Raw genomic sequence first — 26,193 nt, forward strand, 5'->3', positions numbered from 1 at the left:
GCTAGGCAAATTCCCGTTGGATTTCTTCTTTCACTTTTTTGAGGGCGTGAGCAGTAGGGTTTCGGTTGTCTTGAATGATTTTTTCAAAAATCTTTTTAGATAATTCCAGCGGTGATGCCTCCGCAGGAATATCCGCAGCCGCTTGGTTAATGAGCGTAATTACCTCTTGCTGAGCAGCCCTAATATCTTCCCATACTTCAACACTCATGTACACTTGTTGCGACAAATTATGATTGAATTCTTCTCTTACTTCTCTCAACAGAATCTGTTGAAATTCCAAGGCATGAGTAGCCGAGCCATTGAGTCTAATAAGAAGGTTGTTGGGACTGATACGTTCCAAAAAGAGACACATCCTCTCATAGGCTTGAAGACGAATCGGAAGTGTGATTTCTATTTGTTTTCGTTTTTGGTCAAGGTGTTTTTCGTCGACTTGTTTTTTCAAAAAAGCCGTTATAGTCAGATACATTGCATATAAAACCAAAGCTGAGGGAACAAGAATTTTTAGTAGGTCCGTGACGATTTCCATGGGTTTGTTGTTTGCACTTTACAAGATACGTTGCGCAAAGAACGCAAACAGAAAGCAAAATAGTACGCATTAATGAAGATAACCTATAAAAAACCATGTTAAATACTCCTCCTGTACGTATTTCGGCTATTGCCAAACAAGAAATAATAGACACTTTAACAAGCAACAAAATTCCGGAAATATATGGTCTAAGAGTAGGGATAAAAGGAGGTGGATGTAGTGCCCAGTTTTTATTAGGTTTTGATTTACCTACCGAAAACGATCAAATTTTCGTTATTGATAGTATTAAAGTTATTATTGATAAAAGGCATTTGATGTACGTGATTGGCACGGAAGTAGACTTTGAAGAAACAGAAGAAGGGGCGGGATTTACGGTTATAAAATAACCTTGATTTTATTATGAAGTATGCCTAATAATGGAAGGAGCCTTCTAAATTTGTAGTATATTAGTCGTCTGGTTCACAGACGATTACTTAATACTGAACTAGGATTAACGGTGGCTTATCATTTACTTAGTTATTAATTCTAACTTTTGGCACGATTTTAGGATTATGTCTGTCAAATTATCAAAAAACAAGCTAGGGGTTTACGTGCAGAAAATTAGCAGACATATTCTGGCCATTTTGGCTTTGATTTCGTTGGTATTAGCTTTGCTATCTTTCTTCTTTTTTGAAAAAGGAGCGTTAGGCGCCACCGAAGAAAAATATTTTTCGGCCGTAAAAGAGCGAGTTAGTCACGAACTAAGCATTTCTCAGCAAGAATTAGCTGCGACGATAGCCTTGCTCTCCCAAAATGCCAACACGCAGTTTTCGGATTTACGTCGTCCGACCAAATACCCTTACTACATCTACCAAAATGGTCGCTTGATTTTTTGGTCCGATTATAGGTTCATCCCTGATTATGAATCGATTCGACGTATTACCGAAACCCAGCTTGTCAATTTCGAACAAGGCAAATATCTCGTAAGCCGTCAACAATACATCCGACTCCACGACCGTATCGATGTGGTATCGGTAGTTAATCTGTACCGTCATTACAACAACGAAAACAATTACTTTCAATCTGGATATAATTCAGACCTGTTTACTATTGACCCTGAATCGATATCGACCACCGCTGGCCCTGTTTATCAAAATGTACTTGACCCTCAAAATCGGTTTTTATTTTCGATTTCTCCCCCCAAGTTTGATACGCACCAAAACCAATCCACCCCAGTCAATACCATCATTTGGGGTTCATTAGCCGCTTTATTTTTTGGAATTTATATTTTCCAGTGGGTATTTCGGTGGAGTCGTCACAAAAGCTATGACCGGGCTTTTATCTTGCTTGCAGCCTATCTGGTTTTACTCAGAGCCGGAATGATATATTTTGGAGTTCCGTTTCTTTTTTCCGAAACAGACCTCTTTAACCCCAAATTTTATGCTTCATGGATTGCTCCATCGGTAGGTGATTTACTATTGAATTGTATTGTTTGCTTTATCTTATCTCTGTATTTAGCTGATTTTTATTTTCGTTTCAAAACCTATCATCACCTTCTAAAAACATCCCAAAATCTCAAAGTCTTCTTATCTATTTTGTGTGTTACGTTGAGCTTTGGCGTATTTTATGGTTGTTTTTCAGAAATCACCAACATCTACGAAAAATCTCAATTTACGCTAGATATCACCCTTAGCATTTCGTTTACCCTGCTCAAGATTGTGTGTCTGGTAATATTCATTTTTATTACCAGTATTTATTTTCTGCTTACTCACTTTCTTGTCAGTATTTTCATTCGATTCAACTCCAATCGCTCGCGTGCTATTTTCGTGTTTTTGATTGGGATGGTGTTGGCAATGATCATCTTATGGGTGTCTGGAGCGGCCATTGATTGGATTGTGATTATTCACGCTCTTTACTTCCTCATACTTTATTTTTCGCGTTTTCCTCGCATTTTATATACCTTTCGCTATCGTACTACGATTTACTATTTTACGGGAGCTTTTTTCTGGGCTATAGTCACTACCTATGTAGTATACAATGAAGAAGATCAAAAAGATGTAGTTAATAAAAAAGAATTTGGACAGAAAGTAATCGCCGAAAATGATGGCTTAGGAGAGTTTTTATTGGATAAAGTGAGACTATCCATTGCCAAAGATGTTGATATTCAGAATACATTCACGAAAGATACTATTCTGTCACGTGAGCGCATTCAACAAAAAATCAAGAGTATTCATTTAGATAAATATTTCGATAAATACGACATTGAGGTATTATCGTTTAAAGCAGATGGAGAGCCTCTCGACAACACTATTTCAAAGCAGACATTTGATGAGTATACCCGCTACTATCGACAGGCCAAGTATCAAACAAGCTATCCTTCTCTCTTTTTTATCAATGACATTGTCAACAATTTTAAAAAACAGTATTTAAGTCTGATTGATATTCAGAAAGATTCGGTGCTTGTGGGCAAAGTGGTTCTTAACCTTAACCCTCGCGAGGAACAACCCAAGAATGTCTACCCTGAACTTTTGATGGATAAAAAGTTTGTACAAGCGCCCGAAACTCGTCAGTACAGCTATGCCATTTATGATGCCAACAAACGCCTAGTATATAGCGCAGGTAGCTATAACTATGACCGCAAAATGCCCATTGCCGAATTGGAAGGTACGGATTTGTTTGAGGAGGGAATTTTGCTTTATAGCTACAAACACGTAGGGAGCCGTGACAAAAACAAGCGCTATGTAGTAGTATCTTCAAAATCCTATCCATTCAAAAACATCATCTCCAATTTTTCTTTTTTATACCTCATTTTGGTATTGTATGTTATTGGAATCATTGGTGTATATGCTCTCAAGTATGGTTTGCGGCGATTGAAAATTAGCTATACCAACAAAATTCAAATTTTGTTAAACGTAGCGTTTTTCCTGCCTTTGATTCTCATTGTAGTCATCACGTTGAGTGTCATTAATTCCAACTACTTCAACAATCAAGAAAGTACTTATCTAGCCAATACCAAAAATGTAGTAATCAATTTTGCGCCTTATCTTGAAGAGCATTTGAAGGGTAGTAGGAGCAAAGACTCTATGGAAGAAGAGCTTGGAAAAATAGCCCGCGACGCCAATGTTGATATCAACTTTTTTGACGAAACAGGACAACTATATACCACCACTAAACCACTCATTTATGAAAGCAAACTTCTTTCAAAATGGGTTAATCCTGAAGCTTATATTCACCTGCTCCAAGATCGCGAAAATGAGGTATTGCTTAATGAGTCGCTAGGCAACAAAGAATACCGTACTGCCTATGTCACCGTCAAATCAAGCCATACAAGTCGCCCATTAGGAGTATTGAGTATCCCTTATTTTGACTCAAAACCCGAACTTGACCGCCAAATCATCGAGGTGATTTCAACAATTTTGAGCGTCTTTGCCATCGTATTCTTAATCTTTTTGGCTCTTTCTTATTGGGCATCCAACATGCTCACGATTCCATTACGAACCATGACTCAGAAGTTCAGACGCATCAATCTTCACCAGCTGAATGAGCCGGTAGATTGGAAATCAGACGACGAAATTGGACTGCTTGTGGAATCATACAATCAGATGTTGAAAAAACTAGACGAAAGCAAAGAAGAACTGGCCAAAAACGAAAAGCAATCGGCTTGGCGTGAAATGGCCAAACAGGTAGCACACGAAATCAAAAATCCGCTGACTCCGATGAAATTGACCATTCAGCAGCTTCAGCGTACCATGCTTCGTGACCTTCCGCCTAACTTACCTCAAAGTGAGAGAATTAGGCGTACTTTTGAATCTTTGATTGATCAAATCGACAACATTAGTGATATCGCCACTTCGTTTTCGGATTTTGCGAAAATGCCTCTTCCCAAAAACGAGCTTTTTGAAATATCGTCGGTACTCAACAAAGCCGCCGATCTCTATGCCGACGACCCTAAGATTGTGCTTAAAAGAGATATTCAAAGTCGACGCGTCAATGTAATGGGTGATAGGCAGCTGATTGGACGAATCATCACAAACCTCATTATCAACGGTATACAATCAGTACCAGCCGACCGACGCCCCGAAATATCGCTACGATTGCGCACCGATGAAGGCAATGTTTATATTGAAGTTCAGGACAATGGCAATGGAATTCCAGAGTCCATTCGTCCGAAGGTGTTTTTGCCTAACTTTAGTACAAAACAGGGAGGCTCTGGCTTGGGTCTTGCTATCGCCAAAAGAGGAGTAGAACACGCTGGTGGCAATATTTGGTTTGAGACCGAAGAAGGCATTGGTACTACCTTCTTCTTGTCTCTTCCTTTGACCCATTCGGCTCAGCTCTCTGAATTGAGTCTAGCCAAATAGTTTTTATTTAATACTAATACTCAGCACTGGAATATCCGAATGATTAACGGTGTCTTCGGTCATGCTTCCTACCAGAAGGTGAGATAACCCTCTTCTCTGGTGCGTCGCCATCACAATCAAATCGATATTTTGTTCATGGGCAAAATTCAAAATAGCATCTTCTTCATTAAACACATTTTGTTTTGATACATAAAGCGTCGCATTTTTAAGCCCAGACATGGCCACCAACTGATTTTTCTGAGCTTCTATCGCTTCATCATTTTCAAAATGGGCGGGATTGTTGAGATAAAGTAATGAAATATCTCCATTGAAAATACCTTGCAAACTTGCTAAAGTGTAAAATGCCTTCAATTGGTCGTCTTTTAAGGTAGTAGGAAATACTATTTTTGAAAAAGACTTGACCGCAATCGGCACCGCAAGCACGGGGCATTTAGCGCGGCGAATTATTTTTTCGGTATTAGACCCTACCAAAAACTCTTCAAGCCCCGAAGCCCCTCTCGTTCCCATCACAACCAAATCAATGGCATGGTCTTTCACCACTTCTTCGATTACACTGGCCATCGGTCCCCCAATCACCGCTGTCTGGATTCTTACCCTTGCAAACTTACCATTGTCGGCTATTTCACTAAGTGTTTTTTTTAGGCTTTCGGTCACCATATCCAGATATTCATCCTCAATCGCCTTGTCATAAAGATAATATTCGGCCAAGGGAGTCGCGGTTACCATTTTTTCGTTGGCATGTAATAGCATTATCTCCGCATTGGTTTTCAGAGCAATATCGGCAGCCACCTCCAACGCATATTGTGCATACTTTGAAAAATCGGTTGGGACTAGGATCTTTTTCATTGACGTAATTGGTTAATGTATATGATACCTCAATGTAGCCCAATGCCTTTTTTCAAATCATGACGAATATCAACACAACTTCCTGATTTACATCACCTAAGACTGCTTCTTCAGAAAATATCTCGCTTTACTCATCAGGATACCCATATCTGTGCTTAATTTTGATATCAAATACTACAAGCATACGAACTACGCCGATGAATCTTTTTAAAATAAGTTGGGCTAACCTCAAAGACAAAAAACTGAATAGTTTTCTCAGCGCCCTCCTCATGACACTTGGGATAGGCATCATCTCCATGCTTTTATTGCTAAACAAACAACTTGATGAACAGTTTAGGCGCAATATCAAAGGCATAGACATGGTAGTAGGGGCCAAAGGGAGCCCCTTACAATTGATTTTGTCTAGTATCTATCAAATCGATTCTCCGACTGGCAATGTATCGCTGGACGAAGCGCAACGTATCATAAAAAACCCCTTGGTAAAAACGGCGATTCCATTGGCCATGGGCGACAATTATATGTCATTTCGCATCGTTGGTACTAATGCCAAATATCCAAATCACTTTGAAGCCAAACTCAAAGAAGGAAAGCTTTTTCAAACTACACTTGAAGCTACCCTGGGAGCAAAAGTAGCCCGAGTGACAGGCCTTAAAGTCGGCGACACCTTCTCTGGAGCTCATGGTTTTGACAATATGGACGATGTGCATGGCGATAAGAAATACAAAGTAGTAGGGATTTTCGAAACCAACAATTCGGTCGTTGACCAACTCATTTTGACTGATATATCGAGTGTCTGGTCTATTCATGAGCATGCGCAAGAAGGCCCCAATGTCACTTCTATGCTTACGGGAGGAGATTCGACTCAAACCGATGACCCCAGTCAAGAAATTACTAGCTTGCTTATCAAATTTCGGAACCCTATGGGTATGATAGCTCTTCCGAGATTTATCAATGAAAACACCAAAATGCAAGCCGCCTCAGTAGCTTTTGAAATCAATCGCTTGTTTTCCTTACTTGGAATCGGGATTGATACTTTGCGGGCGATTGCCCTTCTTATCATCTTTATAGCGGGGGTGAGTGTTTTTATTTCTCTCTACAATTCGCTTAAAGAACGAAAATATGAAATGGCGCTCATGCTTTCAATGGGAGCCACTCGCACCAAACTTTTTGTAATGCTACTCTTAGAGGGTATTATGCTGGCTTTGGTAGGGTACGTAGCAGGTGTGATTTTGAGCCGAGTGGGTTTATGGCTCTTTAGTAATGCTGCCGAATCTGACTATCATTATTCATTTGCTGACTTTGGTCTTTTGTCAGAAGAAGTGTGGTTGTTAGGCGGAGCTATTTTGATTGGTATTTTGGCCGCTGCAATACCTTCTTTGGGTATCTATCGCATCAACCTTTCTCGCACTTTGGCCGAAGAGTAAGATACTATTAGTATTGTACGTGATGCAGTATAGAGCCTCTCATATAAAGAGGCTCTATACTGCATCACTTTTTTTCTTAAAAAAATTCTATTTAGTATCAATGTTTTTCACAACCTTTTGACTCACTAACAGAGGTTTATCTGCACATCTTCATTTTTGGTATCTTTCTTTACCTCAAATAAGCGCATTGTTGTATCTTTAAGTTTAAAATATTTTTTTAACCCATGAGAAAACTACACTTCATCATTATTCTGGCATTGGCTACGGGTTTTACAAACCTTAGTTTTGCCCAAAGATCCGCTACGACGGATTATCATGCCAACAATCGTTTTGAGCAATTAGGAACAGGGCTTCCCACTCCCAACACCTATCGTAGTGCGTCAGGAGCACCAGGGAAGGATTACTGGCAACAACGCGCCGACTATGACATTAAAGTAGAGCTTGATGAGCCCAACAACAAAATCATTGGAAGCGAGACAATCACTTATTTCAATCAGTCGCCCGACGCCCTTCCTTATCTTTGGATTCAGTTAGACCAGAATCTTTTTGCCAAAAACTCTCCCGGACCGATTTCGCGTACTGGCGACCTTGGAAATCAGACTTCTATGGCAAGTTTGGCGACTATTTCGGATATGCACTATTCCAATGCTGACTATGGTTACAATATCTTGTCGATAAAAGACACAAAAACCGGCAAAGCGCTTCCATATACCATCAATCAGACGATGATGCGGATTGATTTGCCCCAACCTATTTTGTCAAAACAGAGTTATTCTTTTTCCATTGACTGGAATTATCGCATCGTTGAGTTTTCAAAAGGTGGACGCCGTACTGGTTTTGAAGCTTTCAAAGATGGCAACAATGTATACGAAATCGCCCAGTTTTATCCTCGCTTGTGCGTGTATGACGATGTAACAGGATGGCAAAACAAACAATACTACAGCCAAGGAGAATTTGCTCTTACATTTGGTAATTTCAAAATGGCAATCACCGTCCCTAACGACCACGTTTTAGGAGCTACTGGCGAACTTCAAAACCCCGCCCAAGTGTTGACTCCTTCGCAATTGAAAAACTTTGAAAAAGCAAAAACATCTGATAAAGTAGTGGTTATTGAGTCACAACAAGACCGCGAAAAAGCCGAAAAGGGTAAACCTACTGGAAAGAAAACGTGGATTTTCAAAGCCGACAATGTGCGCGATGTCGCTTTTGCCACTTCTCGTAAATACATTTGGGACGGAAAAATGCAGGAAGTAGCCGGTAAAAAAGTACTCTGCATGTCGTTTTATCCCAAAGAAGGAAATCCACTTTGGGGAAAATATTCGACCGAAGTGGTGGCGCATACCATCAAAACTTATTCTAAATTTTCGGTAGATTATCCTTATCCAGTCGCTATCTCCTGCCACGGGCCAGTGGGCGGTATGGAATACCCCATGATATGCTTCAACGGTGGCCGCCCTGAAGCTGACGGCACTTATTCTGAAGCTACCAAATACGGAATGATTGGGGTGATTATTCATGAAGTAGGCCACAATTTCTTCCCCATGATTGTCAACAATGACGAACGCCAATGGATGTGGATGGATGAAGGATTAAATACTTTTGTGCAATATCTCACCGAGAAAGAATGGGATAGAGACTATCCGACTCGACGTGGTGAACCTCAGGCTATCGTAGATTATATGAAGCAAGACCCAAAAAATCTGGTGCCTATCATGACCATGTCTGACAATCTCATCAACGCTGGCGCGAGTGCCTACGCAAAGCCAGCAACCGCTTTAAATATCTTGCGCGAGACCGTCATGGGACGTGAATTGTTTGACTATGCCTTCAAAGAATATAGCCGCCGTTGGGCTTTTAAGTCGCCTACTCCTGCCGATTTCTTCCGTACCATGGAAGATGCTTCGGGTGTAGATTTGGATTGGTTCTGGAAAGGTTGGTTTTATACTACTGAGCCAGTAGACCAAGACTTAGTAGAAGTAGAATGGTTTGCGGTAGATACCCAAAATCCTGATCTCAACAAAGCCGAAGCTAAAAAACAAGCTGACGAAAAACGCAACACCGTGGCTCGTCAGCGCGACAAAGATTACATCAAAGAGTCGGTGGTAGAGAAAAATCCTGACATGAAAGATTTTTATAATATCTACGACCCTTACAAAGTAACCGACACCGACAAGAAGAAATACGAAGCTTATCTGGCAAGTCTTTCGCCCGACGAGCGTAAATTGGTAGAATCAGGCTTGAATTTTTATACTTTGAAAGTCAAAAACAAAGGTGGTTTGCCCATGCCTGTGATAGTGAAGATGCAGTTTGAAGACGGAACGGATTCGGTGGCTCGTTTTCCAGCGGAGATATGGCGTTTGAACGACCAGCAGGTATCGAAGGTGGTGACGACGAAGAAGAAGGTAGTGCAATGGACCTTGGACCCATATCGCGAAATCGCTGATATTGATGAAGAGAGCAATCACTTCCCACGTCAGCCAGCGCAGCCTACGCGTTTTCAGTTGTTTAAAGGAGGCGGTTTTCAGCGAGGTGGTGGCAGCAATCCCATGCGTGAAGCTCAGCAAAGCCAACAGGCCAAACCCGCGCAACAAGGTGGAGCTAACAAAAACTAAAAATTTACGGCGGAGTCAATCTCCGCCTTTTTTATAAATCCACTGTATGAAGTTGCCGATTGCGTACCGCTTTTACCCATCTTTGCTCAACACTTATTCGCGATTTTTACAAGGAAAAATAAGTGAACAAGAGCTACTTGACCGTATCAATCGTGTACCTATTCCCCAAACAGAGGCTCAGTTGCGTGGCGTATCATTTGAGGATGCAGTATTGAAAGGCATTGGCGAAGACCAATTTGATGCCAATATCTTAAGCGAAGTACGTCAGCGTCTACCCAAACCTATCGTCCAAACCCAAGTGTATTGTCAATACCAAATCAATGATGTGTTGATTTATGGTTTTGTGGATGTACTAGGTCGCAAAGAAGCCCTTGATCTCAAAACCACCTCCCATTACGAACCCCATCGCTTTCAGCAAGATCACCAAAATTTTTACCTTCCAGCGCTCCATACACGAGGAGTTAAGCAAATGAGGTATTTAATCACCGATTTTGCACAAGTATATGAAGAAGTGTACGAAACTAACCTTGATTTTGAAGGGCAATTAGAGGAAGTGTATAGCTTCAAAAGCTTTCTTAGCGAGCATAGAGATTTGATTACTGATGCCAAGGTTTTTAGTAGAAAAAAGTAACTTTGCGACACATAATCCTCTTTCTACCACTAAGACACTAAGATGCACTAAGAAATGACTAAAAAAGAAGTCAATCAAGTAGCCTACGCAATTGTAGGTTGTGCCATAGAAGTTCACAAACAAGTGGGGCCAGGACTATTGGAATCGGTATATGAGATATGCCTTGTGCAAGAGCTCAAAGTAAAAGGTTTCCAAATAGTGAGGCAATTGAGCGTTCCTATCACTTATAAAGGCGTTCGATTAGATGCTGAATTACGATTAGATTTATTAGTAAATGACTGTGTCGTGGTAGAATTAAAGGCTGTAGAAAATCTCATTCCACTTTATGAAGCGCAGTTATTAACTTACATGAAACTGTTACAAAAACCTAAAGGATTGCTCATTAATTTTCATACCGAAAACATCACAAAAAGCATTAAGCCTATGGTAAATGAGTTTTTCTCTATTTTACCTTAGTGACAACTTAGTGCCTTAGTGGTTAAATTAAAATGAAACTCTGGCAAAAAGAAACTACTTCTATCTCTGAGAAAATCGAAAAATTCACCGTCGGGCGTGACCGTGAAATGGATTTATATTTGGCTCCCTACGATGTATTGGGCAATATCGCTCATGCCACCATGCTCGAAAGCGTAGGATTATTGGAAAAAGAAGAATTAACTCTTCTAAAAGCAGAATTGAAAGCCATTTACGAAGAAATCCAACAAGGAAAGTTTGAAATAGAAGACGGCGTAGAAGACGTACATTCCCAAGTAGAGCTACTCCTTACCCGTAAACTTGGCGATGTAGGAAAAAAAATACATAGCGGACGTTCACGCAACGACCAAGTCTTGGTGGACATGAAGCTTTTTACCCGAAACCGCCTAGAAGAAGTCGCTCTGGCCTCTAAAAAATTATTCGATTTATTGATTCAACGCTCCAATCAACATAAAAACGATCTCCTACCGGGCTACACGCATTTACAAATTGCCATGCCTTCTTCTTTTGGGTTGTGGTTTGGGGCGTATGGCGAAGCTTTGGTAGATGACATGAGCGTGATTCAGACCGCTTATAAACTTTCCAACAAAAACCCTTTGGGCTCAGGAGCGGGCTATGGTTCGTCATTCCCGCTTAACCGTACCATGACTACTCAATTGTTGGGCTTCGAAACCCTCCATTACAATGTGGTGTATGCGCAGATGTCGCGTGGGAAAACCGAACAAACGGCTCTTACGGCTATTGCAGCTTTGGCAGCCACCTTGTCTCGATTAGCAATGGATGTATGCTTGTACAATAGTCAAAACTTTGCTTTTGTCACCCTCCCCGATGATCTTACCACAGGAAGCAGCATCATGCCTCACAAAAAAAATCCTGACGTAGCCGAGCTATTACGTGCCAAAACCAATCGATTGAAAGCCCTTCCTACCGAAATTACAATGGTAATGAGCAATTTACCTTCGGGCTATCACCGAGATATGCAGTTGTTGAAAGAATTGCTTATGCCAGCTTTTGACGAAATACTCGACTGTCTTGATATTACTCACTTTATGCTCCAACATCTGCAAGTAAAACCCAATCTTCTGGCCGATGCTAAGTACGATTTATTATTTAGCGTCGAAAGGGTCAACGAGCTTGTAGTACAAGGGGTACCTTTCAGAGATGCTTATCGACAAGTAGGAAAGGAAATCAACGAAGGCACTTACCAAGCCTCACGCGATTTAAAGCATACCCATGAAGGCAGCATTGGTAACTTATGTAACGACCAAATCGCTATTCTTATGGATACCGAAATGCAGCGTTTTGGCTTCGATAAAGTACACGTAGCTGTTGAAGAATTATTAAAATAATCGTTTACTTCCACTCTTTATTTTTTAAAATGGAGAGTGGAAACCCCTCCCCTAGTCTTTCGGCTTTACAAATAATCTCAACAACCCCACAACCGACACTACCACCAAAGCTATCACCCACAGTTTATTCGTAGCGTTTTGATTGGGATTTTCGATGAGTTGTCTTATCTCTTGTGCTTCTAGTCCGACCCATACCGCTAGCACAGTACGAGGTATCATCCCCAAAAACCCACCTAGCATTATATTCTTGATTCTTACTTTCATAAGAGCAAAAACCAAGTTGGTGAGGGCAAAAGGTAAGACTGGAGAGAGCTTCGTAAAAAACACAAAAGTAAATTCATCCTTGTGTACTCTATTCAGTACCTTCGCTACTTTAGGGTATTTTTTTACTTTTTCTAATAAAACATCTGTATCCAACTGCCTCACAAAAATATAAACTAGCCCAATAGCCATTAGATTAAGCAATACCAAAGGTACAATAGCCTTCCATCCCAAAAAATATCCAAATCCAAATGCCAGCAAAGTGGGGGGAATCAATGCTAAAGCACAAGCCAATGCGCACCCTAGACATACCAAGACCCATTCATAAGTATGAAAATTGGCAATCAAATTTTCGTTTTGAATAATCCACGCCCCTACTAACGAACTTGTCAGAAATGGAAGTATTGTCAAAAAAAATGCCGAGAGACTCGGCATCAGGGAAGTATTTTTAAAAGACATAATTCTCTACAAAAGGCTGCAAATTTACCTAAATCTCTTAAGCATAGGTATTCAACATTACAGGCATCACTAGCATCAATATATCTTCATCATCGTCTTTCTCCATCGGAATCACAATCCCAGCTCTATTAGGTGCCGACAACTCAAAAGATAAGGTAGTAGCATCTAAATTATTGAGCATTTCAATCAAAAACTTAGCATTAAAACCAATCTCCATTTCATCTCCATTGTACTCACAAAGTAGACGTTCATTGGCTTCATTGGCATAGTCTAAATCTTCGGCCGAAATCACAAGCTGATTTGGTGGCGTCAGTTTCAGACGAATTTGATGAGTGGTTCTGTTCGAATAAATTGAAATACGGCGCAAAGAATTCAAGATTTCTCCTCTGCTAATGGTCAATACGTTAGGATTATTAGTCGGAATCGCATTTTCATAATCAGGAAAGCGCTCGTCAATCAAACGGCAAATCATCCTAATATTGGCAAAGCTAAAAAAAGCATTGGCTTGGCTAAACTCTGCTTTTACCGCAACGTTTTCGGAGGGCAAAGAAGATTTGAGCAGATTTAGAGCCTTACGTGGAATAATCATCGTCGTATCTACTACCGATTTGACATCATAACGGCGATAACGAATCAAGCGGTGACCATCCGTAGCTACAAAGGTGGCATAATCTGAACCCAATTGTAAAAATACCCCTGTCATAGCGGGTCGAAGCTCATCGGTACTTGTGGCAAATATGGTATTTGCAATGGCATTTTGAAGAGCTACAGACGACAACTCTACCGAAAACGAACGATTGACCGAGGGAATTTTAGGAAAATCAATGGGATTTTCCCCCGCAAGTTTATAACGGCCATTGTCCGAAACAATCTCTATTCCAAAAGTATCGTTATCCACATTGAGTGATATCGGCTGCTCTGGTAGGCCACGAAGCGTATCCAATAATAATTTGGCTGGAATAGCTATTGCCCCTTTATCCAAAGATTCTACCTGAAATTCCGTAATCATTACGGTTTGCAAGTCAGAAGCCGTAACAGTCAATAGATTAGTATCTAATTGAAAAAGGAAATTTTCGAGAATAGGAACAATAGGGTTGGTAGAAACGACGCCGTTGATAGCCGCGAGTTGTTTTAACAACACTGACGACGATACAATGAATTTCATAGCTAGATTTAGATATTATTTAATCAACAAAATTAATAAAAATCAAGCTTAAATCAAATTAAGAGTATTGGGTGGCCTTATTTCTAAGATAGAAGTCAGCCAAAACCAGCGCAGCCATTGCTTCCACGATGGGCACCGCACGAGGCAGCACGCAGGGGTCATGACGACCTTTGCCTTGCACTACTATTTTTTCTCCTTCTTGATTTACGCTTTCTTGGTCTTGCATGATGGTAGCTACCGGCTTAAAAGCCACTTTGAAGAAAATATCTTCGCCGTTTGAGATTCCTCCTTGTATACCTCCTGAGTGATTGGTGCGGGTTCTTATTGTTCCGTTTTCGTCGGTATAAAAGGCGTCATTGTGCTGCGACCCTAATAATTCTACCCCCTCAAAGCCACTACCATATTCAAAACCTTTGACAGCGTTGATACTCAACATAGCCTTTCCCAATTCGGCATGTAGTTTGTCAAATACTGGTTCTCCCCACCCTACTGGTGTACCAGTAATGACGCAGTTTACTACTCCTCCAATAGAGTCACCTTTTTTTCGAATTTCATCAATATAGTCAAACATAACTTGAGCCATCTCAGGATCAGGGCAGCGCACCGCGTTGGTATCTGTCAAACTCAAATCAAGTTCCTGATAGGGTTTCGATAGTTTGAGCTTTCCTACTTGGGATACATAGGCTTGGACACTTACTCCAAGGTGGTTTAGCAATATTTTGGCTAATGCTCCAGCTGCTACGCGTGCTGCTGTTTCTCTGGCAGAGCTTCTTCCACCTCCTCTATAGTCTCTTACCCCGTATTTGGCTTGATAGGTATAATCAGCATGCGAAGGGCGATATTGCTGTGAAATATGCGAATAGTCTTTGCTCCGCTGATCTTCATTCCAAATAACCATAGAAATAGGAGTTCCGGTAGTTTTTCCTTCAAAAACTCCTGACAAAACCTGTACGGTGTCAGCTTCGCGTCGCTGAGTAGTGATACGTGATTGCCCCGGTTTACGTCGATCCAGCTCTTGTTGGATAAACTCCAAATCAAAATCTAGCCCAGCCGGACATCCTTCTACTATTACCCCAATAGCCGCCCCATGCGACTCGCCAAAAGTGGCTATTTTGAAAATTTTTCCGTATGTGCTACTCATTATTTTTTTAAAATATAAATCATTCCAATCAACATCAACACCACTAAAATATTAGCTATATTTCTGATTATCATTTGATAATTGACAACTGCTACTGCCGAATCCCATTGCTCAATTCCCATATAAATTGACTCGGCTTCTGAGGTAGCTAGCTGAGTTGTCATCATATCTTCACCCGTTATTACTAGTTTTAAGTTAGAGTGAAGCGTATCGTATGATTGTTTTTTAGGGTTAAAATAAACCCAGAAAACTAGGTTGTTCAAATCAAACTCTCCGTGTTGTTTAGGAATAATTTGATAACTGAAAGTTTTTTCTCCGGCTATCTTGCCTTTCTGTCTCAGTACATTATTGATAATGTCGGGAGAGTATATATCAAACAATGAATTATTTGAAAACGTCGGTTCTCTTATAGCCTGAATATTGCCAGTTCCTTTGATTCGAAAATCATATTGATAACTTTTGCCTGTCTCCAACGAATAGTTACTAATTTTTTCTTCAAGTTTAAAATCTCCCACGATTACTTGATTGCGCAATGGGTGAGGAGGAAGGTTCAAAACATTAATCGATAATGGCTTAGAAGTAAAAGTCTGTAACGCCGCTACTTCTTCCCCTGAGGCATTTTCTTTGACCGTTTTCATCGTCCAACTTACTGTCGGAATCTGAATAGTTTGATTATTGAGCGGAAAAAAAGATGCTTGGTATATTCTGTATTCCATAAAACGCTTGCCTCCAATCTCGACAGGAATCGTTGGGATTTCTTGAATTCCAAAATTTTCTTCCCAACAACTCGCTGGTTTAAGCGATTTCAACACTTTTTCAAGTTGTTTTTCGACCTCATAAAACTCCATATCAGTGGCATTGTTTTCGGATACAAGCAGCGAAAGCCTAAGATTAAAACCTTCTTGAACATATACTCGCCTTTTGTCTACCGCCACCACTAAAAAAGCGCCTTGGGCTGCCTCACTTTGCATTTCGGGGGTGATTTGTGAGGCTACATCCATTTCTTCTTCCTCATCTTCAACTTTACTAGCTTCTACCACTACTTCTATTCCTTCCGACCTAAGTACCTGCTTGTTTACCAAAATTTCTATAGGACCAGTATCAAAAGTACCAGCCTTAAGTGGATAGTAGTTTTGAGAAATGGTATAGGTTACAAGCGTATTTCCGCCGATTTTATTGGTAAGACTTGAACGGGAGCTTTCTCTTTTTTGAAAGTTTTTTATGTTGTCAGGGAATGTTACCAAAGGAGCTTGGTCAAATCCTGTAATCTTAACTGAAATCGTAAATGGCTCCTGAAGATTGATGGTAGTACCTGTAAATTCAACCAAAAATGGATTTTCGGCATTTTGTGCACCTACTGTAAATATAATGCAAAAAAAAGTAAAAAAAAGTATATATTTGCCGTGTATTTTCATCGCGAAGTATTAATGCAAAATTAATAGACCCTTTTAACATAATTTCAATAATTACGCGTTAATTTTAAAGAGTGCTCCATCCTCACAATTGTTCTTTCTAAATTCTGAACCTGCTATGGCAACTATGTTAGATTTTATCAAGCTTGTACTTGTAAAAGTCAGTTTTGACAAAAAATTATTTGAAAAGGAATTACGTAAAGCACTTAAAGTGTTGTTGCCCAATGACGTTAAAAAGCTTAAAGCTTGGTGTTATGAACATTTTAGTGACAAATACCACGTCATTCTTAATCAGTATTTTAGTAGGCATCAACTTGTGATTTAATAATCACTTTTATGGTGCAAAAAAAGCCTCTCGTAGCTAATACGAGAGGCTTTTTTTATGACCAAAGCTAGCCTAAGATTTTTTGGCTGGAGCTTTTGAAGGAGTCTTAGCGGCAGGTTGAGCAGGCTCAGGTGCCGGCGGATTCAAAAACTCGGTCGCTGTTTTATTTCCTGGATCTATTTCTAAGAGTTTCGTGAACCACTCTTTTGCTTTAGCTTCATCTTTTTGTGCAGTGAAAGCATAAGCTCCTAAAACTTGATAGAAAAGCTTCAAGTTACTTTTTTTGGTATCATCCATTGGAGCAGTATCAGCAGCTACTAATTTTATGTAGTTTTCCATCAAAGGAATTGCTTTGCCATTTTCCATTACTTCTTCTCTAGTATAGGCGAAGTAGTTGGCCTTGGCACGCTGGGCATATGGATACAAAAAGTCTGGCTTACGCTCAATCATCTGGATGTAAAGCGAATCTGCTTTTAAGAAATAGTCACGTTTCTTTTCACGCAAAGATGATGAATCAGCGCCCGTAGGGAAAATACGGTTTGCTACGTTATAAATAGGCAATGAAAGGTTCACTAAATCTTGTAAAGAGGGGTTCTTTTCCCACTTCAAGGCTTTTTCGTAATAAGTAATTGCCTTTTCATAATCTTTAGCTCCATTGTAAAAAGCAGCAATTTCTTTATAGCCATTTTCTACGGTATCCATTTCTGCTGCTTTTTCGAGATTAGCAATCGCCGCCATAGTATCTGCTGGTGAAACTCTCAACATTGAATTACCTAGATAGCGATAGTCGTTATCAATAGCTTTTTGAGGGGCTTTTTGCAAAAACTTCTTCAAGTTTTCGATTGCTTTTTCATATTGATTCTCTTTATACGCAGCCCATCCCAACATACGATACAACACATCGTTGTCACGACCACTTTGCATTACTTTTGTAGTTTTGGGGCCTACTTTTCCAAACTCTTCGGCAACGAAGTTGAATTGGGCGCTTCTTAGAATCTCATCGTCAGTAGCACATGTACCCAACTTTTCCACATAAGCATCCATAAATTTAGATGCATTTTTGTATTGACGCACAAAGAAATAAAGTTCAGCATATTCTTTATTAGCAGGTGCGTAGTCAGGATCTACTTCGATTGCTTTTTTGAAGTTGGTTTGTGCCAATTCATAGTTACGACCTGCCCAATAGATTTTTGCTACTTTCGCAAATGCTTCCCCTAAGCTAGGGTTTGCATTGATAGCATCTTCGTACGCAGATACAGCCGGCCCTGCTTCTCCTTTTAAGAAGAATGCATCACCTTTTGACATATAAACTTCTTGGTTTTTAGAACCATTTTTAAGCATTAATGCAATAGCGATATCGGCAAGTTCAACGGCGCGCGCAGGGTCTGTTGTTTTATAGATTGGCTTCATAGAGTCAATCATAACATACCCTGTATAAGCTTCGCTAATACGTTGGAGTACTTCGATATTTTTATTTTTGGTTGCTTTTAAAATTTCTGCGAAGGTAGTTTGAGCACTAGTACGATCTCCTTGAGCCAAAGCCACAGCTCCTAGTCCTACTTTGTTGAGGTTATCTTTGCTTTTCGGATCAGCTGCTAAGCCTTTTTCAAAGGCTCCTCTAGCGAGATCCGGCTGCTTAGTACGTAGATAATAATAACCTAGATAAAATTGATTTTCAGCAGAAGGTGTGGCCGTTGCCAACTTTTCAAATGTTTCTTTAGCCAAACATGACTGATTGCCATCCAATTGTTTTAAACCAGTGGCAACATCTTGGGCAATAGCCTGACTGCAAACGAACGCACTTGCGGAAAACGCTACTAACCACGATTTGAATCTAATGTTCATCTTTCAGTAGGTTGTTGTAAATGTGGGGTGATAAAAAAAATTTGTGATTCAGAAACGGGAAACAAAACTATAAAATTGTGCCTTAATCGAAAAATTTTATATCTCTTTCTTTAGAATTACTTCTCGATTAAATGGTTTTGCGGGCCAAAGGCCACATTTTTCAATAATTAAACTTCCAACATCTCGCATTATATAATTGAGTAGTCCACTTCCTAAACCAGAATGCATTTCACGGCTAATCACATATACTTTTCGCGATAAAGGATAACGTTTAAGCCCCAATCCTTCTTGGAAAGGTTGATAATATTCATCTAAAGCAGCGTCTGCTTTGGAAGCAACTCCCATCACTCTCAATCCTTGGGATAGCTCTGCCGTAAGTGGGGCATCACCGTCACTAAGCCAATTTACACCGATAAAACCAAGAGCTCTAGGGTTTTGTCTTACATATTCAATAACAGCCTTATTAGAGCCTGCCGAAAAAATATTAATTCCTTGGATGTTGGTCAAACCAAATTTGGTCATCACATAGTTGAGATTGCTAGAATTTGCATTATCAAAAACCAATGTGATACTCCCTTTTTGATTTCCTCCTTTTAACTCTTCCCACGTTTTTGTTTCACCATTAAATACAGACGACAATTCTTGTATAGTAATGAGGCTATCAGTATTGGAGCGATTGGTGAGAAGAGCAACTCCATCGGTAGCGATGTGTTGAGGATTATAGCGAATCCCTTGAGATTTCAAGTTCTTTTGTTCATCACTTGTGAGTTCGCGAGTAATAAAAGCCAATCGAACACTATCTCTCAACACCATAGATATGGCTATTTGCTCAGGTTGGTACAACACATTGAAGTGTGTTTCGGGATAGGTATGTTGATATGCTTGTGTAATCTGCTCCACCATCGGCTGAAGCGATTCGTCAGAGGCAATAGCAATAGTACCGTGAGAAGTCGAATCTTCCGATTTTTTGCAAGAAGTCAACTCATAGCCCATAAAGGCTATAATTATTAATACATATAAATAAAACCTATGAATCTTCACTTTTTTGCTGATCATATCCACGATAAAACCTATAACCTCCGTACACTATCAACAATGCTCCAAATAAGTATCTTAAAATTCCCGATGGTAACATACCAAAAGTAGCGGAGGAGGCCACCAAAAAGAGGCCTCCTCCAAAATATGCCAGCCCAACGGCTATTGACAATAATGCCATGAGCCGATTATGAAGTGGTTTACGCTTCATAATTGTCTTACTCCAATACAAAGCTAATTGGTAAGTTGTACTTCACCCGTACGTTACGACCAGATTGCTTTCCAGGTTTCCATTTAGGCATACCTTTTACTACGCGGATAGCTTCTTCGTCACAACCAAATCCAAGGCCTTTTAGTACCGAAATATCTTGAATACTTCCATCTGTATTTACTACAAATGTCATAAATACTCTACCTGATACGTTGGCCCGAGAGGCAGCGGCAGGATACTTAATGTTTTTGCTTAAGTATTGTCCTAAAGCGGCCATTCCACCTGGGAATTCGGGGTTTTGCTCTACCACTTGGAAGATTTGCTCTTCCACAGGAGCAGCTTCTACTACTTTCACCTCCTCTTTTACGGGAGCAGTTTCTTCAGGAGCGATAATAGCCTCTTCAGCGTTGGCATCTCCTTCTTGAGTTTTATCAGCTACTGCTGCTTTCTCCAACTCCTCTACTACTGGCGGAGGTGACTCTTCTGGCACTTCCTCATCTTTCTTTACTTCAGGAGGAAGGAACTTGATAGTGGCCACTTTAGGCAACTCTATCGGAGGAGGTGGCGGCGGTGGTGGTTCATTTGGGTCAATTGGCGGTGGTGGTATTTTCATCAAGTCGATTTCTTGCATGAATTGTTCTTCTTCTTGCTTCGGAATCAGACTGATGAGAGCTGGAGAAAGCATCGCCAATACAAACAACCCTATACCAATAAACATGGACTTGGTCAATGTGGGACGATATGCTTTCCGGAGGTCATACGCACCATACGCTTTATTGCGATTCTCGAATATGATATCATCGAGAGTGACCGCGGATGCTTTAGTTTCAGCCATTGCGTTTGGATAGTTTTTTGATTACGATTAATCTGCTTTATCTCCTAAAAGTTCTTTTTCAGAAGTAGTAAGTGCATCGACGAGGGCGTATCGCTTACTTTTGGTTACTGCCATTTCGTCAAGCGCATCTACCATGTTTTTGTAGGTACTGCTTTTGAGGGGTTTGATAACCACCACAAACTGACTTATACCTTTTTCATCCTTACCATGTTCCCGGTCAACTTGCGCTTGAGCCTGAAAAATCAAAGTACGCAAATCTGGGCCGTAAGAGATTTTTTTCAAATCAGTTTTGGCTTTGTCGTCATCAGCAGCAATTCTATCTAATGCCCATACAGTGTTGTCTTTCCCCAAAAACAAAGTCAATACTTTTGAGGCTTTCAAAGGTTCCGTATCTTGCGGTTGATCCTTGTTTTGCTTATCTGGTACCGCCAACGACATTGATGAAGGCTTGCTAAGCGTAGTGGCCAAGATGAAGAACGTAATGAGCAGGAAGCCCAAGTCCACCATCGGAGTCATATCTACGCGAGTCGAGGCTTTTTTACTGCGGACTTTCTTATCACCATGTCCGCCACCACCACCTTGTGCTATTTCTGCCATTTCTTTAAAATTTTAATAGTGGTTTGGTTATTAATCTGCTTTCCAGCCCGCTGGTGGTGCTTCTGTTCCGGTGATAAGGTTAAATTTGTTGATGTTTTGAGCTTGTAATGATGCCATTACATCCTTAAACACTGGAAATTTCGCTACATTATCACCTTTGATTGCAATACGCAAGTCTTTGTTGGCACGGCGAGCTTGATAAATCCACTTAGCCAACTCATTTTGGGCAGTTGAGTCTGTAGGGATACCTGGCTGAGGAACTTCCTTCATTTTGTCAGGATTAGTTACTCCTACATTCAACCATTGAGGTAAAGAACGGATAGGGACACCAAAGTTAGCTTGGAGTGAAAATACTTTCTTTTGTTTGTCAGTAAACTGTATACCTTCAGTTTGAGAAATATTTTCTAACATACCAAGGCGAGTTACCTGATTGTCCACCCCAAAATACACTTTTCCGTCTTTGCCTATGCTAATAATCATAATATCCTTATCGGGAACTTTGATAGCCGAGATAGAAGAGGGCGTTTCGATAGTAGCCGCATCTTGTGCTTTAAACTGAGCCGTCAAGATAAAGAAGGTCAGCAACAAGAAAGCTACGTCGCACATTGCCGTCATATCCATCATCGGATAGTTCCGCTTGGGTTTTACAGCAGGCATAATACTTTCGGTTTAAATTGACATTACAAATATAAAACAATAACAAATACTAAGCAAATATTTATATATAATTTTTTTATATATACCGCATTTGCTTTCAGCTCTCGTAATTAGTTGTGAGCTGAGAAGTTTTGTTGAATGCTCAATCCGACTTCGTCAATTTTGTAAGTCAATGTATCAATACGGCTAGTGAAATAGCTATACATGATAGTTGCAATGGCAGCAGTACCGATACCAAGTGCCGTGTTTACAAGAGCTTCAGAGATACCTGTTGCAAGAGCACCAGTATCAGGAGCACCTGTATTACCCATAGCGGCAAATGCACGAATCATACCCAATACCGTTCCAAGAAGAGCAGTCAAGGTAGATACTGAAGCCAAAGTCGCAATGATAGTCAAGTTTTTCTCAAGCATTGGAAGCTCAAGTGTAGTAGCTTCTTCAACTTCTTTTTGAAGAGCTGCCAATTTTTGATCTTTAGTCAACTCAGTTTCGGTACGAAGCTCAATGAACTTGTGAAGAGCTGTTTTTACTACGTTACCTACTGAGCCTTTTTGTCTGTCGCACTCTTTGATAGCAGCTTCAATCTCATTTTTGTCAAGAAGAGACTTCACTTTGCGAACAAACTCATCAATTGAACCTGAACCATTGGCACGGCCAAGGATAAAGAAACGCTCAATTGAGAATACTAATACCGTTAAGAAACAGGTAAATAATAAAGGTACGATGGGTCCCCCTTCATAAACGATACCAAAATAATCACCTGATTTTGGTCCCTTTTCGTGGTCGCCATCTACGAAGTGACTAGGGTCACCGCAAATGTATTGATAAACCAAGTACGCGATAACCAACAATACAGGAATGACCAGAATGGGGTTGAGACCACCAGCTGATTTTTTAGGAGCGGCCGCCTTGGCCGGTGCGGGAGATGTAGCCTTCTTTTCCATCAGACTTACTTTTAGGGTTTAATTGAAAAAATAGTTTAAGTGTTTGCGCTGTAAAGAAAACGAAAATTTTAGATGGTTAATGATTTCACCAAGAAAATTTTTGTTGGCATTTTTTTAAAATAGTTACAAAAAATGCGGTACAAAGCTATGATTTTTCAGAAAAAAAACTGCTTATCAGTCTATTAGTTTTTTTTAATTTTTTTAAAATCTGTCATCACTAATGAGTAATAATAAGATTTTTTTGCCTCCTTTTGTCCTCTTTCTTACTTCTTGCATAGTATCAGTACCACACTTTACTTGCTTTTACTCTTGTCTCTCTTAAAGTCCAGTCTCTACTTTGTATACCTTCTAATATTACTAAGAGTTTAATCCAAAGTACGTTTCGTTTTAGTTTTACTCTACAAAAATTTGTCATGTCAAATAGTTTTACCAAACTGTTTGGGCTTCTACCTCTTACTAGGTCTCAAGGATACCAATCTCACTTTCAGGTATATTACGAAACATTATACAGGGTTTTTTAAGACATTAAACTTACACTCTAAAAATTTTATATTTTTCTCATTTTTTCACTCTATAGGCCTTCTACACCCTACTTTCTAATCTCGTAAGGGTGCTTTTTTATAGTAACTGAGATCTTGATTCTCTTTCTCTTTGATGCCAAATAAGTATATTTTTCGTACATAATCAAACTTTAATGAGGCATAGTTGGCACGATTTATGATTTAAGCCATCATTATGGAATCCTTCTTAAAAAACACTCTTTTAATCGTCTGTACATTCGTAGCTCAAACTGTGTGGGCGGGTCATACCAGTGATTGTGATGACATCGTGGCTCCTACTATCAGTAGCGAAAAAAGTATAAGCTGTTCAGGGCAAGCTGTCTTGTTAAAGGCTTCAGGCTGTGAAGGTAAAGTAGTGTGGTCAAATCACAAAACTGGTAATTCTGTTTTTGTATACCCTACCCAAACTTCTAGCTATACTGCCTATTGCCAAAAGGATGAATGTAAAAGTGCGCTCTCTAATAGCATTACGATTCTAATCAATACCCCTACTACCCCCATAATCAAAGCATCAAACAATAAAATCTGTTTGGGAGAGTCGATAATATTAAGTGCAACAGGCTGTGCCGGAGAAGTGATTTGGTCTAATGGAGTAACTGGAAACGAAATTACGGTATATCCTACCAATACCACTAAATATACTGCTACCTGTCGCAATGAAGGCTGTATTAGCTGTTTTTCGGATGATATTATCATTACCATAATGGGCGGAGAGCCTTTAAAACTTACTGCCACCAAGTCTACAATCTGTGCTGGTGAGACGACTTCTTTGGCAGCCCAAGGCAATTGTGCAGGAGCAATCAGGTGGTCTACTAACCAAACAGGTAGTAGCATTAGTGTTTCACCCCAAAATACAACTGAGTATTGGGCTCATTGCGAAAGCACCACCTGCGATATTGTCAAGAGCAGTGTGTATGTTTCGGTAGTACCTCCCCTTCCTCCCACTATTACTGCCTCAAAAAATACTCTTTGCGCCGGCGAAAATCTTATCTTAACCGCCGCTGGCTGCACAGGCATTGTAGAATGGGGCAACGGAATGCAAGGACAATCTATTACGGTTACTCCTTTAGAAAACGCCCAATACATCGCTTATTGTAAACGTGGCGATTGTAAAAGTAGCCCTTCCCAGGCCTTTAAAGTTTATGTAGGCAGCAGTATACCCTCACGCCCAGAAGTCGTCACCGAAATGACAAACCAATGTCCGTTTGTTACGGTAGACTTATCGTCAGCCTTACTCAAAAAAGCACCTACGGGAATATCCTACGAAGTCCATACTAGTTCTTCTCCTAGTTCTCCTTCTCTTAAAGAAGTGGGAGCTATTAGCGAAAATCGTACTTTCTACTTTTTTGCCCGTCATATGGCCACTGGATGTATGAGCGAGCCTGCGGCTGTTAATGTCAAACTCCAAGCTTGCACTCAATCGCTTGCGCTCTGTACGACCAATCCCGCTACGGCGAAAATCACCAAAACTGAGCAAACTACTCTTCACAACTACCTTTTAGAAGGCACAATAGGGGGAGTGGCAAGTAGTGCCCAATGGATTAGTAATGGTACGGGTACTTTTAGTACGACCAATGGTCTCACCACCATTTATACACCTTCTTCTGAAGATCGTCAGGCCGGAAAAGTAACAATCAGTTTTGTCAGTGATGATCCTGATGCCGAAGGCCCTTGCAAAGCAGGTAGCGATATCATAGAACTCGCGCTTCAACCTAACCAAAGTGCAGCAAAAGAAATGGTAGGTATTAATAAAACTTTAAAAGGATGGACCAGTGCTGGGACTAATACCTACGAAATCGAGTACCTCCTTCAGGTGGTGAATATGGGTACTAATACTCTAAAACAAATACAAGTCATAGACAGCCTAGATAAAACTTTTCGGAGCGGTGCAGTTGTTCTCACCCCTCCTGTCGTAAAAATTGTCGAGCCGTCGGTAGCAACTTCGCCACTAGTCGATACCTCTTACCAAGGGAGCAACAATCATTATCTGCTTTTGGTACCCGAAACTACGTCTCTTGCGGCTGGGCAAGCTCTTACACTATCTTTGATAGCTAAGGTTGACTTTACAAACGCAACTGACAGTATTTTTAATAATACGGCTTTTGTATCTGCCATTGATATCAAGGGTCATACCTTAATTGACCAATCCACCAATGGCAACTGGCCTGACATTAATCAAAATCAAGATCCAAGTGATGATCTTACTCCTACCCCTCTAGCACTTAATAATCTAAAAGGGAAAGATAATGATGTTTTTATACCAGAAGGATTCTCTCCTAACTCCGACGGTATCAATGATTTCTTGATTATCAGAAAACCCCAAAACTTACGTGCCTCTCTCGAAATCTATAATCGTTGGGGAGGTCTTATTTATACTGCCGACGACTACAAAAATGACTGGAATGGAGGGATATCTTCCCAAAACGCCCTTCCTGCTGGCACCTATTTTTATATTGTCAAGCTGAGTGATGGTCGAGAATTCTCTAAGTTTTTGACAATAAGTCGCTAATCACAATTCGTTGAAACTAATATTTACAAAAACAG

General features: G+C 40.3%; 21 protein-coding genes. 8 read left to right on the top strand and 13 right to left on the bottom strand.

All coding sequences use genetic code 11. The features are described from left to right. Position 1: 1 nt before the first annotated feature. Positions 2-526 carry a hypothetical protein gene (locus P1X15_RS14665; protein ID WP_277338882.1) on the bottom strand — a complete coding sequence of 175 codons (525 nt, stop codon included), beginning with the start codon at positions 524-526 and terminating at the stop codon, positions 2-4. A gap of 95 nt (positions 527-621) precedes the next feature. Here P1X15_RS14665 and P1X15_RS14670 point away from each other — a divergent pair, with 95 nt between their 5' ends. Continuing rightward, positions 622-912 carry an iron-sulfur cluster assembly accessory protein gene (locus tag P1X15_RS14670; RefSeq protein WP_277338883.1) on the top strand — a complete coding sequence of 97 codons (291 nt, stop codon included), beginning with the start codon at positions 622-624 and terminating at the stop codon, positions 910-912. A gap of 204 nt (positions 913-1,116) precedes the next feature. Next, positions 1,117-4,866 (top strand): PAS domain-containing sensor histidine kinase, encoded by a 3,750-nt coding sequence (locus P1X15_RS14675; protein ID WP_277338884.1) that lies wholly within the window; start codon positions 1,117-1,119, stop codon positions 4,864-4,866. A 3-nt stretch (positions 4,867-4,869) separates the two neighbouring features. Here P1X15_RS14675 and P1X15_RS14680 read toward each other — a convergent pair whose 3' ends face one another. Then, positions 4,870-5,712, bottom strand: a complete 843-nt coding sequence (locus P1X15_RS14680; protein WP_277338885.1) for a universal stress protein — start codon at positions 5,710-5,712, stop codon at positions 4,870-4,872. Positions 5,713-5,909: 197 nt separating this feature from the next. Here P1X15_RS14680 and P1X15_RS14685 point away from each other — a divergent pair, with 197 nt between their 5' ends. The 5 genes from P1X15_RS14685 to argH all read left to right on the top strand — a co-directional run bounded on the left by P1X15_RS14685 (position 5,910) and on the right by argH (position 12,202). Beyond that, complete coding sequence (locus P1X15_RS14685) at positions 5,910-7,136, top strand: FtsX-like permease family protein (protein WP_277338886.1); 1,227 nt, start codon at positions 5,910-5,912, stop codon at positions 7,134-7,136. A 224-nt stretch (positions 7,137-7,360) separates the two neighbouring features. Continuing rightward, entirely contained in the window at positions 7,361-9,748 is a 2,388-nt protein-coding gene (locus tag P1X15_RS14690) for a M1 family metallopeptidase (RefSeq protein ID WP_277338887.1), read from the top strand. A 46-nt stretch (positions 9,749-9,794) separates the two neighbouring features. Next, positions 9,795-10,379, top strand: a complete 585-nt coding sequence (locus tag P1X15_RS14695; protein WP_277338889.1) for a hypothetical protein — start codon at positions 9,795-9,797, stop codon at positions 10,377-10,379. Between the two features lie 54 nt (positions 10,380-10,433). Then, entirely contained in the window at positions 10,434-10,835 is a 402-nt protein-coding gene (locus P1X15_RS14700) for a GxxExxY protein (RefSeq protein WP_277338890.1), read from the top strand. A gap of 32 nt (positions 10,836-10,867) precedes the next feature. Continuing rightward, on the top strand, positions 10,868-12,202 hold the full coding sequence (gene argH / locus P1X15_RS14705; protein WP_277338891.1) for an argininosuccinate lyase: 1,335 nt from the start codon (positions 10,868-10,870) through the stop codon (positions 12,200-12,202). Between the two features lie 51 nt (positions 12,203-12,253). On the opposite strand, the gene P1X15_RS14710 is transcribed toward argH, so the two are convergent. The 11 genes from P1X15_RS14710 to P1X15_RS14765 form a co-directional block, all read right to left on the bottom strand. Then, complete coding sequence (locus P1X15_RS14710) at positions 12,254-12,898, bottom strand: TVP38/TMEM64 family protein (protein ID WP_277338892.1); 645 nt, start codon at positions 12,896-12,898, stop codon at positions 12,254-12,256. 61 nt (positions 12,899-12,959) lie between these two features. Then, positions 12,960-14,087, bottom strand: coding sequence for a DNA polymerase III subunit beta (gene dnaN / locus P1X15_RS14715; protein WP_277338893.1), 1,128 nt, complete (start codon positions 14,085-14,087; stop codon positions 12,960-12,962). Positions 14,088-14,145: 58 nt separating this feature from the next. Further along, positions 14,146-15,228 (bottom strand): chorismate synthase, encoded by a 1,083-nt coding sequence (gene aroC, locus P1X15_RS14720; protein WP_277338894.1) that lies wholly within the window; start codon positions 15,226-15,228, stop codon positions 14,146-14,148. Further along, on the bottom strand, positions 15,228-16,643 hold the full coding sequence (locus tag P1X15_RS14725; protein ID WP_277338895.1) for a BatD family protein: 1,416 nt from the start codon (positions 16,641-16,643) through the stop codon (positions 15,228-15,230). Before P1X15_RS14725 ends, aroC begins: the two co-directional genes overlap by 1 nt. Positions 16,644-17,037: 394 nt before the next feature. Then, on the bottom strand, positions 17,038-18,690 hold the full coding sequence (locus tag P1X15_RS14735) for a lipopolysaccharide assembly protein LapB (protein ID WP_277338897.1): 1,653 nt from the start codon (positions 18,688-18,690) through the stop codon (positions 17,038-17,040). 216 nt (positions 18,691-18,906) lie between these two features. Beyond that, positions 18,907-19,803, bottom strand: coding sequence for a PstS family phosphate ABC transporter substrate-binding protein (locus tag P1X15_RS14740; RefSeq protein WP_277338898.1), 897 nt, complete (start codon positions 19,801-19,803; stop codon positions 18,907-18,909). A gap of 34 nt (positions 19,804-19,837) precedes the next feature. Beyond that, a complete protein-coding gene (locus P1X15_RS14745; RefSeq protein ID WP_028663689.1) occupies positions 19,838-20,056 on the bottom strand; it encodes a hypothetical protein in 219 nt (72 codons plus the stop codon). 7 nt (positions 20,057-20,063) lie between these two features. Continuing rightward, positions 20,064-20,891 carry an energy transducer TonB gene (locus P1X15_RS14750; protein ID WP_277338899.1) on the bottom strand — a complete coding sequence of 276 codons (828 nt, stop codon included), beginning with the start codon at positions 20,889-20,891 and terminating at the stop codon, positions 20,064-20,066. Positions 20,892-20,918: 27 nt separating this feature from the next. Further along, on the bottom strand, positions 20,919-21,488 hold the full coding sequence (locus P1X15_RS14755; RefSeq protein WP_277338900.1) for a biopolymer transporter ExbD: 570 nt from the start codon (positions 21,486-21,488) through the stop codon (positions 20,919-20,921). A gap of 30 nt (positions 21,489-21,518) precedes the next feature. Further along, positions 21,519-22,145: a biopolymer transporter ExbD gene (locus tag P1X15_RS14760; protein ID WP_028663686.1), complete on the bottom strand. Its 627-nt coding sequence runs from the start codon at positions 22,143-22,145 to the stop codon at positions 21,519-21,521. A gap of 110 nt (positions 22,146-22,255) precedes the next feature. Continuing rightward, the gene (locus P1X15_RS14765; protein WP_028663685.1) at positions 22,256-23,089 is read right to left on the bottom strand and encodes a MotA/TolQ/ExbB proton channel family protein; all 834 of its coding nucleotides are present in this window, start codon (positions 23,087-23,089) and stop codon (positions 22,256-22,258) included. 735 nt (positions 23,090-23,824) lie between these two features. On the opposite strand from P1X15_RS14765, the gene P1X15_RS14770 reads away from it, so the two are divergent. Then, positions 23,825-26,158, top strand: coding sequence for a gliding motility-associated C-terminal domain-containing protein (locus P1X15_RS14770; protein WP_277338901.1), 2,334 nt, complete (start codon positions 23,825-23,827; stop codon positions 26,156-26,158). The last annotated feature ends 35 nt before the right edge of the window (positions 26,159-26,193 follow it).

The sequence above is a fragment of the Runella sp. MFBS21 genome (assembly GCF_029433105.1).
Taxonomy (GTDB): Bacteria; Bacteroidota; Bacteroidia; order Cytophagales; family Spirosomataceae; genus Runella.